Below are 13,607 nucleotides of genomic sequence, written 5' to 3'. Positions count from 1 at the left end.
TGGCCGACCAGCCAGCGAACGGTATAACAACTATGAGCACACCGTCGACCCGAAGCGGACAGCGCAGTACCGCGTACTCGCGAGAAACCGCAGTCGCGTTCGTCATCGATGCCGTCGAGTCAACCGGTGCGGCCACTCGACACGATTTCGATATCGACCGGATCGTCACCACCGCGCATGCGATGGCCGACGACTGGGACCTCGAGGCCCTACAGCCGACGACCTTCTGGCGCATCGCCTCCAGCTTCATCAAGCAGTGATCGGCAAGCACCGACCACTGCATCCAATGATGTAGCAGCGCAACCGAATTGCGTTACACCTCGGGCGGCGATGCCCACTGTGCCGTATATGCCCGCAGTGCGACCTTGGCCTCACGCAACAGATTCGGGTCACCGTCGGGATCGGATCGGAACGCCTCCTGCAGGACGGCATCGCCCATGAGATGGGCTGCGCGGCAGGCGATATCGAGTCCTTCGATATCGGTCACCGCGCCTTGGGCGAGCATGACCTCACGCAGCGTCACCGCCATCCGGCGTTTGTGCTCGCGATCGGCGGCCCGTGCGGCCTCGTTGAAATCCTTGCCGAACCACAGCGCGCGGAAGCCGGGCTCGGCCCGGTAGACCTGGGCGAACGCGTCTATCAGCACGCCGATCGGATCGTCCCAACGCTCGCCGCGCGCGAGCTCGAGCAGCATGGCCGCCTTGGCCTCCAATTGCTCGATATAGGCCGCGGCAAGTGTTTCGATGACCGCATCGCGATCCGGCAGGTACTGATACAGCGAGCCAACCGAAATCCGTGCCTCCGCAGCCACTCTGATCATGGTCAGCGCCTCGACGCCCTCCGTGGCGATCAGTCGATCGGCCACCTCGAGCACCCGCGCCAACCGCTCCCGGCTGCGCGCCTGAATCGGCACGCGACGCAGGCTCGCCTCGGGGAGTGCGTGGATCGGCACGGATTACCTCCGAACGTAATGTGAATCATATTCAGGTTTGGGTAGAGTATCCGGATGACCACCATCGCACCAACCGAACGCGCCCAGGTGGCGGCGGCCTGTCATCGTTTGGCCGCACATGGGTTGCTGATCGGCACCGCGGGCAATGCGAGCCTGCGCTGTGGTGATCTGGTCGCCGTCACGGCTACCGGCGCGGTGCTCGCGGAGGTCACCGTCGAGGACGTCACCGTGGTCGACCTGTCCGGACAGGTGGTCGCGGGGCGCTACGCGCCCACCTCCGAGTTGGGTTTGCATCTCGATATCTATCGCGCCTGCGCCACGCAGGCGGTCGTGCACACCCATGCGCCCAAGGCGACTGCCATCGCGTGCGTGCTCGACGAACTGCCGGTCATCCATTACCAGCAGCTGCTGCTCGGCGGTGCGACAACAGTCGCCCCGTTCCATCCCTTCGGCACCGTCGAGCTCGCGGATGCGGTGCGAACGGCGTTGCAGGGCAAGCAGTCCGCGCTTATGGCCAATCACGGCGCGGTCACCATCGGCGCGTCGCTGGACCAGGCCGTCGAATCCGCACTGCTGCTGGAATGGGCCTGCGCGCTGTATCTGGACGCGATGACGATCGGCCGGCCGCGCGAACTCACCCAGCAACAGCAGGCCGCGGTCGTCGAGGTGGCACTGCGCACCGGATACGGCACCCGCAAACCGCTGGAGAAGGGCACCGAATGAACGTAATCGCTTTGGGCGCACATGTTTTGGATATTTTAGTACGACCCGTCGCGGCCGTACCGGAGGGGCAGCAGACCGCCCTGGTCGAGGACATCCGCATCACCCCGGCGGGTACGGCCGCGGGTACCGCGCTGACACTGGCCAAACTCGGCGCGAGCGTACGAACCGCGGGTGCGATCGGCACGGACACCTCCGGCGATATCCTGCTCGCGCTCCTCGCCAAGGCGGGCATCGATACGAAACTGGTGGTGCGCAAGCAAGATCAGCCCACCTCGTCGTCGGTGCTGCCCGTCCGTCCCAATGGCGAGCGTCCCAGCCTGCATCTGTTGGGCGCCAATCCGTTCTACACCCTCGACGATATCGATTGGGCCGCACTGACCACCGCCGACCATCTGCACCTCGGCGGCCCGGAGCTGATCGGGCCGGCCATTGCCGCGCGAATCCTGCAGCATGCCAAGGACAATGGTGTCAGCACCTCCGTCGATCTGATCGCGCCCGGCGCGCTCGGCAGCCTCGACGCCATCGCCGAGGTCCTCCCGCATACCGACTACTTTCTCCCGAATGACGAACAGGTGCTGGGCTTCACCGGAACCACCGATCTGATTGCGGGCTGCGAAGTGCTCAAGGACGCGGGCGCAGGCATTCTGGCGATCACCCGGGGCGCCGACGGCGCCCTACTCGTCGGTCCGGACAACCATCAGCACATTCCCGCGTTCGCCGTCGACGTGGTCGACACCACCGGCTGCGGCGATGCCTTCTCCGCCGGTTTCATCCGGGCCATCGCACTCGGCCGGAATCTGCGTGCCGCCGCGATACTCGGCAATGCGGTCGCTGCCCTGGTCGCCCGCGGACTCGGCAGTGACCACGGCGATTTCGATCTCGCCGCCGCAGACGCGTTCGCAGCCGAAACGAGCACTATCGACCCGAACGAGCCGGGTCGATAGCGATATCAGGCGTTCTTGGCGTACTCGGCGAGGATCTTCAGCGACTCGCCGGGCGCCTCGGCCTGCACACTCAGCCGGTCCATGACCGAGAGGTACAGTGCCAGATCCTGTTTCCGATCCAGGTACAGCGCACTGGTCAGATGTTCGAGATAGACGATGTCAGGCAGCTCGGTCTCGGCGAAACGCAAGATGCTGAACGAACTACCCGCGGCCGCGTGCTCACCCGCCGAGTACGGTAGGACCTGCACCGTGACGTTAGGTAGCTCCGCCAACTCGATGAGGTGTTCCATCTGCTCGCGATGCACCCGCGAACCACCGACCGGCCGATGCAGCGCGGCCTCATCGATGATCGCCCAGACGATCGGCGGGTCGGCGCGGCGCAACACCTCCTGCCGACGGATGCGAACCTGCACGCGGCGGTCCATATCGGCGTCCTCGTACCCGAGTGACATTACGGCCCTGGCGTATTCGGGCGTCTGCAGCAGCCCGGGCACCAGGTGCGCCTCGTAGGTACGGATCTTGGTCGCGGCCTGCTCCAAGCCGAGGTAGGTGCCGAACCAGGATGGCAGCAGGTCGCTGTAGCGATGCCACCAGCCTGGTTCGTTCGCCTGCCGTGCCAGATCAAGGAAACGCTCCCGCTCCTCGACGTCGGTGACGCCGTACAGGGTCAGCAGGTCGCGGATATCGCGTTCCTTGAAACCGGTGCGACCCAACTCGAGACGACTGATCTTGGCGTGTGAACCGCGGATGGCGTCACCTGCGGCCTCACGGGTGATGCCGTTCTTCACCCGGAGGTCACGCAACTGCCCGCCCAGCGCGATCCGCAATACAGTCGGACCACGTTCCACTACAACCGATTGCACACGACCGTCGTCATCGGGTTCTGCGATCATGAAGTCATCTCCGATACTCGGGTTTGACCACAGTGTGTCACAAATACCACATCCAACACACCGCACCGATCGCCTATGTTACCGCTCAGCTAGTCAGGTCGTCGAACTCCCCGGCCTTCGCGCCGCGCACGAACGCGTCGATCTCCGGTCGAGTGTAGAACAGGATGCCACCTTCCGGGTCGCGTGAATTGCGAACGGCGATAGAACCATCCGACGCCTCCGCGACCTCGACGCAGTTACCGCCCGACGGACCACTGAACGAGCTCTTGCGCCACGCACCTTTGATCTTGGGTGTACCGGTGTCGAACATCTTCCCCACTCCTCGGCTGCTTCCAGTGTGAGATGTACGCTCGAGCGGCTTTGCAGATGTGCGCTCAAACGTTCTTGCATTTGCACCAACATCTGCAAGATAGCACGAAGCTCCGCTATGCGGCACAAAAGAATTCAGACCTGCCGGTTCCCTTCGTGGCCCCTGTTCAACGCGTTACGTCAGTGCTGTCCGCGGCTGTGCGCGACGCACCCGCAATGGGTGATCGACCGCTCGATCCCGCCGGTCTCGTCGGCGCGAATCTTGTACTGTCACAGTGCACATCGGCCGCGCCGACCACTCGCGACACCCGCCGCCTGAGCAGTCCGGTTCACCGTTTATCAGCTCGCCGAGGAGTCCAGCCCCATGTCCGACGATCACACCCCGCTCATCCGGACCGACATCCCCCATTCCGCGCGCATCTGGAACTACTGGATGGGCGGTAAGGACTATTACGAAATCGACCGGATCGCAGGTGATGCCGGCGTCGAGGTGGACCCGGACATCACCACCATGGCCGTGCAGTCGCGCCAGTTCCTCATTCGTGCGGTGCGTTACCTGGCCGGCGAGGAGGGCATCCGCCAGTTCCTCGATATCGGCACCGGCCTGCCGACCATGCAGAACACTCATGAGGTCGCCCAGAGCGTCGCGCCCGAGTCGAAGGTCGTCTACGTCGATAACGATCCACTGGTCCTCACCATGGCGCGCGCGCTGCTCACCAGCACGACCTCCGAGGGCGTAACCACCTATGTCGACTGCGATTACCACGATCCGGAGCAGATCATCGCCGACGCCCGCAACGTACTCAATTTCAATGAGCCGACCGGTGTGATGTTCATGGGCGTGCTCGGCCACGCCAAGTCCTATGACGAGTTGCAGCGCATCGTGCGCACCGTGGTGGCCGCGGTGCCCTCGGGCAGCTTCCTGGTCATGTGGGACGGCACCGACGACAGCAAAGAGTATGTGACGCTGTGTGAGAACTACACCGGCACCGGCGGCGCACCCTATGTTCCCCGCCCGCAGGCCGAAATCCGTGCCGTCTTCGACGGTTTGGAATTGGTCGAGCCCGGATTCGTCTCGATCACCCAGTGGCGCGCCGATGCCGCCGAGGTCGGCCGGATCCGGCCGATCTCCGCCTACGGCGCGGTCGCGCGCAAACCTTAAAGCGCAAGCGGCACAACGGCGGTCATCGGCCACCCGGCCGACGACCGCCGTTCATATTTCTGTTGGTCGTTCGTGCAAATGTACTTGCATCTGTAAGCGCCGACGGCCTAGACTCGGAACCAGAATCGGGGAGGTACGCAGGGAGTTCGCGCCGGCGTCACCACAATCACCTCCCCATCCGGTAGACGCGAGGGGCGATCGAGATGAGTACGCCATTCCGAACTCCGCGCGGGGCCACGATCGCCGGCGGATCCGGGATCAACACCCTGCGGCAATGCTCGGCGCCGGAGTACGCGCCACTCGACTGCGGTGTCGAACCGCGCGGCCTCACCTATCGGCAGGCACGCGAGATCTTGCATCTGCACGAGGTGCACGGCCCGCAGTGCCGCCAGTGGCTCGCCGCTGCGGCCTACCTGTCTGCCGGACTGGACGACGAATAACGTTCGACCCCAACGGGTCCACCAGAACAGCTTCCAAATCGCTTCGCACGCAGTGATGTTCGTGCGGATGTACTTGCATCTGTACGACACACCGCTCTAAACTCGTGCGTGACAAGGGAGTTTCGCATCCGAGAGCCCGTGCCGCTGTCGCCATCGGAATCTCGGCGCCAGAGCCACAGGGGCATTCGCATGAATCCACCACACGCTGCCGGTCGACTCGGGATCGCCGATATCGCCGCGGCCTACGGCACCGAGGCATTGCAGCGGCGCATCGCCGAACTACACGCCAGCGGCCAGCACTACGCCGCCATCGCAATAGAACGCGAAATCCGTAGCGGCGCAGCGGTAGCTGATTCAGAGCTGCGGAATCGGCAAGGCGCAGCTTAGATCCCGCTGCCCGCCGATGAGCCAGGGGTGAAGGTGCACACCGAATTCGGATGTACGGGAACGACGACGCGGGCGAACCGCGCGCAAACGCCGACCCCGAGGCTGACGTCAAGACGGCTGGTCATGAATTTTCGACAATCCGCGCCGGAGCGCTGGAGCGTCCCACCACCGCACATGGCACGCATGTGGGCAATCCACAACGTTGCCGCGCCGCAATAGATTTCGCGTAGTCTTCCCTGGTTCATAACCATTTCGTATAGTGATGTAACGATTCGGGCGCAGATCTATCACGTCCGATGTGGCACTGGAAGCGACGCGTATGACCTTCTCCGCGCTGGATCTGTCCGTCGAGCCGACGGAACCCGTCCTCGAGATCGGCGGCCAGCCCGCGTCGATTCCCCTACTCAATACCGACCGCGTCGCCTCGCGCATGGTCGGCTACTTCGCGACGTGTATGGCGCCTTGTCGCACACTGCCCGGGGAGCAGTTGCGCGGCGATGTCACCAAGCTGACCCGCAGCTGCCTGGCACTGGCCGCCGAAATGTTCGACAAGCGTACGGTTCCCGGTGAGGAACAGCTGGGCGAGGTCAGGGAGGCAGCGGCGCAATGGGCCCGTGAGGCGGTGCCGCTGGGCACCATCCTGCGCGCCTACCACGAGGGCCTGCGCATCGCGTTCGGACTGGTGACCGCGCGCGCGAAGGCCGACGATATCGATGAACTGCTGGTCGCCACCGACCTCATGCTCGAATTGCTGGAAGCGATCACCGCGGCGGTTTCGGATGCCTACGTCGAAGAACAGCATCTCGTCGCGCGCGAACACCAGACCGCGACGCAGACACTGGCGTCGGCGCTGCTGAGCGGTCGGGGCAGCTCCGCACTCGCCCGCCAGGCCGGCATCCCCATCGCCGACTCGTATCAGGTGGTCGCGCTATCGATTCCTGAGCATCCGGACGAGCGTGATCCGCGGGTCGACAGCCATGTGGCCGCCCGCAGGAAGCTGCGCCGACTGCAATCGGAACTGGCCACCGCCTTCGAATCCCGGGGGCTCGCCTTGCTGAGCACCAAGGGCGGCACGCTGCTGGTCCCGATCGAGGACGACGCACCGGTCCTGACCGCCGAAACGCTGCGACTGCTCGCCGAATCCGCCGAGGTCGCGCTGACCGCCACGCTGGTCACCAGCGAGACCGATCAGATACCCGATGCAGCCGAACAGGCCCACGAACTACTCAATCTGGTGCGGGTCGGCGGACGCAATCCGGGCCTGTACCAGATGGCCGACCTAGCCGTGGAGTACCAGCTCACCCGCGGCGGTCCCGCCACCCGACGCATCGCGACCATTCTCGATCCGCTCGATGCCCACCCCGAACTGTCCGACACCATGCGCGCCTACCTGGGCAACGATATGAACCGCCAGCTCACCGCGCGCCAGCTCTATGTCCACCCGAATACCGTCGATTACCGACTGCGCCGCATCGCTCAGCTGACCTCGATCGATCTGGCCACCTCGGCCGGCATCTCACAGGCCGCTATCGCATTGCTGGCGCGCGATTTGGACCGCAGCGTGGCCCGACGGCTGTAAATTGCAGCCTGATGCGGATTTGTGCTGGTCACGAGATCACAAAGGCGTCATCCTGGTAGTGCCGCGACCTCTGGATGGTGGATTATGCGAATAGCGGAAATCTTGCACAGCAAGGGCAGCGACGTGGCGACCGTCGCGCCCGAGACCACGGTACGGAACCTGCTCGGCACGCTCGCCGAGCGCAATATCGGGGCGGTGGTGGTATCGCCGGACGGCAACCGGATCGCCGGCATTGTCTCCGAGCGCGATGTGGTGCGCAACCTGCACACGCGCGGCGCCGCGCTGCTCGATACGCCCGTCTCGGAGATCATGACCGTCGATGTGCGCACCTGCGCGCCCGACGACCGGGTCGACGGACTGCGCGGCACCATGACCGAGCACCGCATCCGACACCTGCCCGTGGTACGCGACGGCCGGCTGATCGGCATAGTCAGCATCGGCGATGTGGTCAAGAGCGCGATCTCCGAACTGGCGACCGAACGCCAGCATCTGGTCGAGTATGTACAGGGGCAGTACTGACCCGTCGTGGATATCCGCGACAGGGCCCTTGCTAGTTGCGCTTGTCGAAAGCCGTTGGCTACGAGAAAACTTCGAAGTCGCCCGGGAAAGTGCGTATCGTTGGTGACGTCCAGCGCGGTTCTCGGAGGGAGCGACACCTTGCGGTCACCTGCGTCCAGGACACACCTAGCCCGATCGATCACCACTCGGATACCGGCACCATCGCCCCTCGCCACCGTGCGTGAACTTTTTCCGGCGCTGGCAGAATCCACGGAGACCTATCTGGACAGTGCGGCCACCACGCAGAAGCCACTGCCGGTCATCGAGACCATCCACCGCTATCACACCTCGCGCACCGCCAACGCCGGTCGCGGCACCTATCCGTGGGCCACCGAACTGACCACGCGTCTGGCCCGCGTCCGCGATCGCATGGCGACCTTCATCGGCGCCGAATCGTCCGCGGAGGTGGTGTTCACCGGCGGTGCGACCGCGGCACTCAATGCCGTCGCACTGTCCTGGGGGCTGGCCGAACTCGATGACGGCGACGAAATCCTTTACAACCCACGCGATCACGCCTCGAATGTGCACCCGTGGCACCACCTGCGCCAGGTGCTCGCCCGCTTCGGCCGGCGGATCGAACTGGTCCCCTACCGGATGACCGAACTCGGCGAAGCCGATACCGACGACATCCTGGCCAAGGTCGGCCCGCGGACCCGGCTGATCACCACCAGCCATCTGCACCATGTCTTCGGCGGACTCACCACGCTGGAGGAGTTGCGCGGCAAACTCGATCCCCGGATTCTGCTGTGCTTCGACTGCAGTCAGAGCGGAGGGCATATGCCGCTGGACGTGACCGAACTCGGCGCGGACTTCGCGAGCTTCGCCGCGCACAAGATGTTCGGAGCGCCCGGTACCGGAATCCTCTACTGCCACCGTAGAGTTCACGATCGGCTACTGCCGTTCCTGCCCGGCGGGAATACCGGGGTCGAGCTCACCGATACAGGATTGACCTCGACCGGCATGCCGGCACTGCTCGAGGGCGGCACCCAGAACATTCCGGGCATCCTGGCCCTCGGCAGCGCGCTGGAGGTACTGGAATCGCTGGATATCGGGGCGATCGCCGCGCACAATCGCGCACTGACGCTGCGGCTCATCGACAATCTGCGTCCGATACCCGGGCTGGAATTCCTACCCGGTCCGGCACATGCACCGTGCGCAATCGGCTACGGCATCGCGTCCTTCACCCTCGCAGGCATTTCCGCGACCGATCTCGGATTCGTGTTGAGCGAGTTGGGTTTTCTGGTCCGCACCGGCTTACACTGCTCACCCCGGGCTGGCGAGGACGCCACGGACTCGGTACGGGTCAGCACGCACATCTACAACACCGTCGAGGAGATCGACCGGTTCGCGTCCTGCGTCAAGACGATTGCCGAGGAGGTCACATGAGAATGGACGACACCCCGCGCTATGACCGGCGGGCGGCGTCCCGGGTATTGGCCGGCCTGGCCCAACCCGGATTGTTCGCCACTCCCATCGCGGTCCCGTCGAATCGAGATATCGAATACACCTGTGCCGCACTGCGTCCCGAGCCCGGCAGTCACCTCACGTATTCACAGCGGCTGTACCTGCAGCAGTTCATGCGGCCCTGCCAGCCCGCGCAGGTCACCAGCGCGACGCACCGCATCGCCTGGACCGATAGCGACGGTGTCCCCAATACCGGCCACTTCCGCGCCGACGGCCTCGGCCCGCTGGTGCCCATCGCCATGCGCGAAACCGTGTTGGTGCTGTGGCATGCGCTTGCCGCGAATTCCGCACTGACACAACGGGTCGACAGCCTCGGCCCACGCGAGCACGCGGTTCTCGACGGCACCACCACCGATCACGATCCGTTCGAAATCTTCCGCGTCGGTATCGAGGCCACCGGGCGGGCACTGGCCCAGCACGCACTGCTCGCGCGGCAGACGCCGTATCGCAGTGCGGCCGAATTCGCCAGGGGCATCCACGATTCCGGGATCTTCTCAGCGGTCGCCACCCGCTGGTTCTGGGAACTGCAGGCATCCACCTACCGGCGCGGCATGATCCCGGTGACGCTGGCCGCCCAACCCGACGGCACGGTACGCTACACCGCCGATACGGTGGCGACACTGCGCGCGATGAAGGACGCGACGATCGAGGACGCGCACACGGTGATGCGGCGCGCGACCCGCGTCGAGGGACTGAGTATCGACGCGGCCATCGCCAAATATCACGACGACCTCGATCTCATCTCCCGCCAATACGCGCTGCTGCCCGACAATACTCGACCCGCATGCCTGGCCGCCATGCCACATCATCTCGGCGGCGGGCACTACACACTGTTGCCCCTGGTGGTGGACAAGTTCGTCGAGATCTTCGAACAGCTCGCCGGGCGGATCCGGATCACCGAGGTGAGTGCCGAGCTCGACGAACTCACCGCCGACGCGCCCGCCAGCGCCGAGGATCGGATCTTCTACGTGCCGGATATGAGCTGTCAGCACTGTGTCCGGACGATCACCGGGGTACTGGAAACGATGGGCATCAAGGTGATCGAGATCGATCTGCCCAGTAAACGTGTAGTCGCCGAATTCCGCAGTCCGCGCAATCGGGCCCGCGCCTTCGAGTCGATCCGCGACGGCGGCTACAACCCGGTGACCGAGAAGCCGGCGCGAACAGCATTGGCGCCCACGCAGTCCCAGCCGACGGAATCCGCCGTATGACGGCACCGCTCCCGGCGCTACCCGCGAAGATCCATCCGCTGGTGCGCGCCTTTCTCGATACCCGCGACGGGGTCGAAGAGACGCTGATTCGCTTCGGATCCCCGATCCACCTGGTGTTTCCGCAGGTCTACGCCGAGAACCTGAAACGGTTGCGCGCCGTACTCGACGGCAAGGGCGCGCGCTACCGAATCTGCTACGCGCACAAGGTGAATCAGTCGCGCGCCCTGGTGCGCACCGCCGAACAAGCCGGCATCGCCATCGATGTGGCATCCCCGCAGGAGTTGGCCAGTGCCATCGGAGCCGGATTCGGCCCGGCTCGGATCGAGGTTACCGGGCCGAAAGGTGAAGCGTTTCTGCGTGACCTGATCGATTGTGGCGTCACCATCAATGTCGACAATCTGTGGGAGCTGCGGCGGATCACCGAATTGGCCGGGGACGGCGCGAGAGTTCCGGTGCTGCTGCGGGTTTCCGGTTTCGACGAGGCGGCGGTGAGCCGGTTCGGTGTGCCGCTGGCCCATGTGGACGAGGCCTTGGATCTGCTGTCGGCCAACCGTCAGCGAATCGCGTTCCTCGGCTTCGCCTTTCATATCGACTCCGGTGATGCTGCCGAACGCATCCGGGCCATCGACGCCTGCCTCGAGCTGGTCGAGCGCGCCTACGCCTATGGACTCGACCCTTCGGTGCTGAATATCGGCGGCGGCTTCCGGCAGGTGTTCACCGACGACGCGGACCGCTTCGACGGGTATGTGCGTGCACTGCGCGAATCACTGCTCGGCCGTGGCGAATTGATGAGCTGGTCGAACAATACCTTCGGCTATCACGTTGATGACGGTGCGGTGCATGGCATTCCGGTCTTCCACAAGTACGCGAACACCGTGCCGGCCACACGGATGTTGGACGATCTGCTCGGCGCGTCGCTGGAGCGGCACGGTGGCCGCAGCGTGGCCCAGGTGGCCGGGGACAATATGCTCGATATCTGGTTGGAGCCCGGTAAGGCGCTGGTCGATCATGCGGGGGTGACGGTGTCGCGGGTGGAGTTCGTCAAGGAACTCGCCGATGGCACGGTGCTGGTGAATCTGGATCTGAGCCGGGATCAGGTGACTCCAGCGGATCAGGAGGTCATGGTCGATCCGGTGGTCCTGCCCGGTGTCGCGCAGATGCCGAGCACCGCACCCGTTCGGGGCGATGGTGTGACCCCGCTGCGCAGCGCCGCCGACACCATGCCGACATCGCGTCCGGCGGTCGAATCCGGGGCGGTCGGTGTGTATTTCGCCGGACGCCTGTGCTTGGAGCGCGATCTGATCACCAATCACAAGGTGTGGCTGCCCGAGTGCCCGCGCCAAGGTGATCTGGTGATTTTCCCGAATACCGGCGCCTATCACATGGATCTGTCCGCGGCCTCGGCATCGATGCACGCATTGCCCGCGAAACTCGCTATCGTGCATCGCGGGGACAGTTTCCAGGTCTATCGCGATACCGATTACGAACCGCTCATACCCGTCGGTCTGCCGCCACCGCCCCGCACTCCCCCGCGCGGACCGCGCCGATCGCCACTGCCGCGCCGACCCTCCGGAGCGCCGTAATGCGCTACGACCACATCACCGAGCTGATCGGCAACACGCCGCTGCTGCGGTTGGATCCGGCGGTGCACGGCCTGACCAATGTCGAGCTGTACGCGAAACTGGAGTCGCACAATCCCTTCGGCTCGGTCAAGGACCGGGTGGCCTGGGGCATGATCCGCGACGATCTGGACGAGATCCGTGCGAGCGGGCAGACGCTCATCGAGGCTTCCAGCGGCAATACCGCCAAGGCGCTGCGTATTCTCGGCGCGATACACGGCATCGGCCTGCGAGCGGTGACCAATCGGATCAAGGTTGCCGAGGTGCGGGAACTGTTGCAGCTTTTCGGCACCGAGATCGTCGAGTTGCCCGGGCTGTCCGAATGTCCGGATCCGACCACTCCGAACGATGTGTATTCGGTGATCGAGGCGACCATGAGCAAGGATCCGGGCGCCTACTATCACGCCTCGCAGTACACCAATGAGAAGAATATCGAAGCACATCACCATGGCACCGGCCGTGAGATCCATGAGGATCTGGCCGCCGACGGCATCACCCGCATCGACTATCTGATCGGTGGACTCGGCACCACCGGCTCCACTCGCGGCACCGCCACCTATCTGCGCAAGCACAATCCCGAATTACGCTGCATCGCTGTGGTTTCCGATCGTTCGGATTTCATACCGGGGATCCGCTCCGAGAGCGAGATGTGGGATGTGGGGCTGTTCCAACCCGATTTCTACGACCGCATCGTGACCATCGATTCCACGCGCGCGGTGGACGCCACCCTCGAACTGGCCACCGGGTACGGCATCCTGGCCGGACCGACCAGCGGCGCGAGCTATGCCGCGGCGCTGGAAACCCTTCGCGAGCAGGCGGTTTCGTCGAACGAACCGGTGGTCGCGGTCGTCATCGTCTGTGATCGACTCGAGCCGTACCTGTCCTATATCAAGAAGCGCAGACCGGAACTCTTCGACCGCGCCGATCGCCGCCGCACACCCACCGCGGCCCAACTCGCCGCGACAGCGTCCGTGTCGCCGGATGAACTGGCCGAACTGGACCGCACCGCCCGCCCGACCATCGTGGACACCCGCGGTGCGATGGCCTACCGCATCGGCCATGTGCCGGGCTCGATCAATATCCGCGACGACCAACTCGACGATATGTTCACCCAAGGCATCCCCTTCTCCCGATCACGCCCCTTGGTCTTCGTCTGTCCGGTCGGGGAACTATCCCTGCGTTTCGCCGCGATCGCCCGCCAGGACGGTTTCGATGCCAGCAGCCTCGGCGGCGGAATCGTCGCCTGGCGCGATTCCGGATTCGCACTCGAACGCGGCGGCTGAACCGTCCCACGGCCCGCGCGCGAAGACCCGATGCGGTGTGCCCAGATGCGGGGTGCCCAGATGCGGTGCGTACAGCCCTGATC

General features: G+C 64.7%; 15 protein-coding genes. 12 read left to right on the top strand and 3 right to left on the bottom strand.

Annotation, left to right across the window (positions count from 1 at the left end; genetic code table 11):
• Positions 1 to 32 precede the first annotated feature (32 nt).
• Positions 33 to 260 carry a hypothetical protein gene (locus ACIBI6_RS03310; protein WP_364340569.1) on the top strand — a complete coding sequence of 76 codons (228 nt, stop codon included), beginning with the start codon at positions 33 to 35 and terminating at the stop codon, positions 258 to 260.
• A 53-nt stretch (positions 261 to 313) separates the two neighbouring features.
• On the opposite strand, the gene ACIBI6_RS03305 is transcribed toward ACIBI6_RS03310, so the two are convergent.
• The gene (locus ACIBI6_RS03305) at positions 314 to 952 is read right to left on the bottom strand and encodes a TetR family transcriptional regulator (protein WP_364340567.1); all 639 of its coding nucleotides are present in this window, start codon (positions 950 to 952) and stop codon (positions 314 to 316) included.
• Positions 953 to 1,006: 54 nt separating this feature from the next.
• Between ACIBI6_RS03305 and ACIBI6_RS03300 the strand changes: the two genes are divergently transcribed.
• Positions 1,007 to 1,675: a class II aldolase/adducin family protein gene (locus ACIBI6_RS03300; protein ID WP_364340565.1), complete on the top strand. Its 669-nt coding sequence runs from the start codon at positions 1,007 to 1,009 to the stop codon at positions 1,673 to 1,675.
• Entirely contained in the window at positions 1,672 to 2,619 is a 948-nt protein-coding gene (locus tag ACIBI6_RS03295; RefSeq protein ID WP_396955148.1) for a carbohydrate kinase family protein, read from the top strand. The genes ACIBI6_RS03300 and ACIBI6_RS03295 overlap by 4 nt, the downstream gene beginning before the upstream one ends.
• 5 nt (positions 2,620 to 2,624) lie before the next feature.
• On the opposite strand, the gene ACIBI6_RS03290 is transcribed toward ACIBI6_RS03295, so the two are convergent.
• Together ACIBI6_RS03290 and ACIBI6_RS03285 are read right to left on the bottom strand one after the other, a co-directional pair.
• Entirely contained in the window at positions 2,625 to 3,512 is an 888-nt protein-coding gene (locus tag ACIBI6_RS03290; RefSeq protein WP_364340561.1) for a helix-turn-helix transcriptional regulator, read from the bottom strand.
• 85 nt (positions 3,513 to 3,597) lie between these two features.
• On the bottom strand, positions 3,598 to 3,822 hold the full coding sequence (locus ACIBI6_RS03285) for a DUF397 domain-containing protein (RefSeq protein WP_085998535.1): 225 nt from the start codon (positions 3,820 to 3,822) through the stop codon (positions 3,598 to 3,600).
• A 363-nt stretch (positions 3,823 to 4,185) separates the two neighbouring features.
• Here ACIBI6_RS03285 and ACIBI6_RS03280 point away from each other — a divergent pair, with 363 nt between their 5' ends.
• The 9 genes from ACIBI6_RS03280 to ACIBI6_RS03240 all read left to right on the top strand — a co-directional run bounded on the left by ACIBI6_RS03280 (position 4,186) and on the right by ACIBI6_RS03240 (position 13,524).
• On the top strand, positions 4,186 to 4,983 hold the full coding sequence (locus tag ACIBI6_RS03280) for an SAM-dependent methyltransferase (protein WP_396955147.1): 798 nt from the start codon (positions 4,186 to 4,188) through the stop codon (positions 4,981 to 4,983).
• 203 nt (positions 4,984 to 5,186) lie between these two features.
• A complete protein-coding gene (locus ACIBI6_RS03275; RefSeq protein WP_364340556.1) occupies positions 5,187 to 5,423 on the top strand; it encodes a hypothetical protein in 237 nt (78 codons plus the stop codon).
• A gap of 189 nt (positions 5,424 to 5,612) precedes the next feature.
• Positions 5,613 to 5,810, top strand: a complete 198-nt coding sequence (locus tag ACIBI6_RS03270) for a hypothetical protein (RefSeq protein WP_364340554.1) — start codon at positions 5,613 to 5,615, stop codon at positions 5,808 to 5,810.
• Between the two features lie 298 nt (positions 5,811 to 6,108).
• On the top strand, positions 6,109 to 7,389 hold the full coding sequence (locus ACIBI6_RS03265; protein ID WP_396955146.1) for a PucR family transcriptional regulator: 1,281 nt from the start codon (positions 6,109 to 6,111) through the stop codon (positions 7,387 to 7,389).
• An 84-nt stretch (positions 7,390 to 7,473) separates the two neighbouring features.
• Positions 7,474 to 7,908 (top strand): CBS domain-containing protein, encoded by a 435-nt coding sequence (locus ACIBI6_RS03260; RefSeq protein WP_364340550.1) that lies wholly within the window; start codon positions 7,474 to 7,476, stop codon positions 7,906 to 7,908.
• Between the two features lie 216 nt (positions 7,909 to 8,124).
• Positions 8,125 to 9,333, top strand: coding sequence for an aminotransferase class V-fold PLP-dependent enzyme (locus ACIBI6_RS03255; protein WP_396955145.1), 1,209 nt, complete (start codon positions 8,125 to 8,127; stop codon positions 9,331 to 9,333).
• Entirely contained in the window at positions 9,330 to 10,622 is a 1,293-nt protein-coding gene (locus tag ACIBI6_RS03250) for a heavy-metal-associated domain-containing protein (protein ID WP_396955144.1), read from the top strand. Before ACIBI6_RS03255 ends, ACIBI6_RS03250 begins: the two co-directional genes overlap by 4 nt.
• Positions 10,619 to 12,205, top strand: coding sequence for an alanine racemase (locus ACIBI6_RS03245; protein WP_396955143.1), 1,587 nt, complete (start codon positions 10,619 to 10,621; stop codon positions 12,203 to 12,205). The genes ACIBI6_RS03250 and ACIBI6_RS03245 overlap by 4 nt, the downstream gene beginning before the upstream one ends.
• Positions 12,205 to 13,524: a pyridoxal-phosphate dependent enzyme gene (locus tag ACIBI6_RS03240; RefSeq protein ID WP_364340540.1), complete on the top strand. Its 1,320-nt coding sequence runs from the start codon at positions 12,205 to 12,207 to the stop codon at positions 13,522 to 13,524. The genes ACIBI6_RS03245 and ACIBI6_RS03240 overlap by 1 nt, the downstream gene beginning before the upstream one ends.
• The last annotated feature ends 83 nt before the right edge of the window (positions 13,525 to 13,607 follow it).

The sequence above is a fragment of the Nocardia sp. NPDC050412 genome (assembly GCF_044458825.1).
GTDB lineage: Bacteria > Actinomycetota > Actinomycetes > Mycobacteriales > Mycobacteriaceae > Nocardia.
This window is presented reverse-complemented; position numbering and strand designations above follow the sequence as displayed.

Bases quoted from the DNA above. Each gene is read 5' to 3' on its own strand.
- ACIBI6_RS03270 (WP_364340554.1), top strand. From the start codon at position 5,613: ATGAATCCACCACACGCTGCCGGTCGACTCGGGATCGCCGATATCGCC.
- ACIBI6_RS03280 (WP_396955147.1), top strand. From the start codon at position 4,186: ATGTCCGACGATCACACCCCGCTCATCCGGACCGACATCCCCCATTCC.
- ACIBI6_RS03300 (WP_364340565.1), top strand. From the start codon at position 1,007: ATGACCACCATCGCACCAACCGAACGCGCCCAGGTGGCGGCGGCCTGT.
- ACIBI6_RS03275 (WP_364340556.1), top strand. From the start codon at position 5,187: ATGAGTACGCCATTCCGAACTCCGCGCGGGGCCACGATCGCCGGCGGA.
- ACIBI6_RS03295 (WP_396955148.1), top strand. From the start codon at position 1,672: ATGAACGTAATCGCTTTGGGCGCACATGTTTTGGATATTTTAGTACGA.
- ACIBI6_RS03260 (WP_364340550.1), top strand. From the start codon at position 7,474: ATGCGAATAGCGGAAATCTTGCACAGCAAGGGCAGCGACGTGGCGACC.
- ACIBI6_RS03245 (WP_396955143.1), top strand. From the start codon at position 10,619: ATGACGGCACCGCTCCCGGCGCTACCCGCGAAGATCCATCCGCTGGTG.
- ACIBI6_RS03285 (WP_085998535.1), bottom strand. From the start codon at position 3,822: ATGTTCGACACCGGTACACCCAAGATCAAAGGTGCGTGGCGCAAGAGC.
- ACIBI6_RS03240 (WP_364340540.1), top strand. From the start codon at position 12,205: ATGCGCTACGACCACATCACCGAGCTGATCGGCAACACGCCGCTGCTG.
- ACIBI6_RS03250 (WP_396955144.1), top strand. From the start codon at position 9,330: ATGAGAATGGACGACACCCCGCGCTATGACCGGCGGGCGGCGTCCCGG.
- ACIBI6_RS03290 (WP_364340561.1), bottom strand. From the start codon at position 3,512: ATGATCGCAGAACCCGATGACGACGGTCGTGTGCAATCGGTTGTAGTG.
- ACIBI6_RS03310 (WP_364340569.1), top strand. From the start codon at position 33: ATGAGCACACCGTCGACCCGAAGCGGACAGCGCAGTACCGCGTACTCG.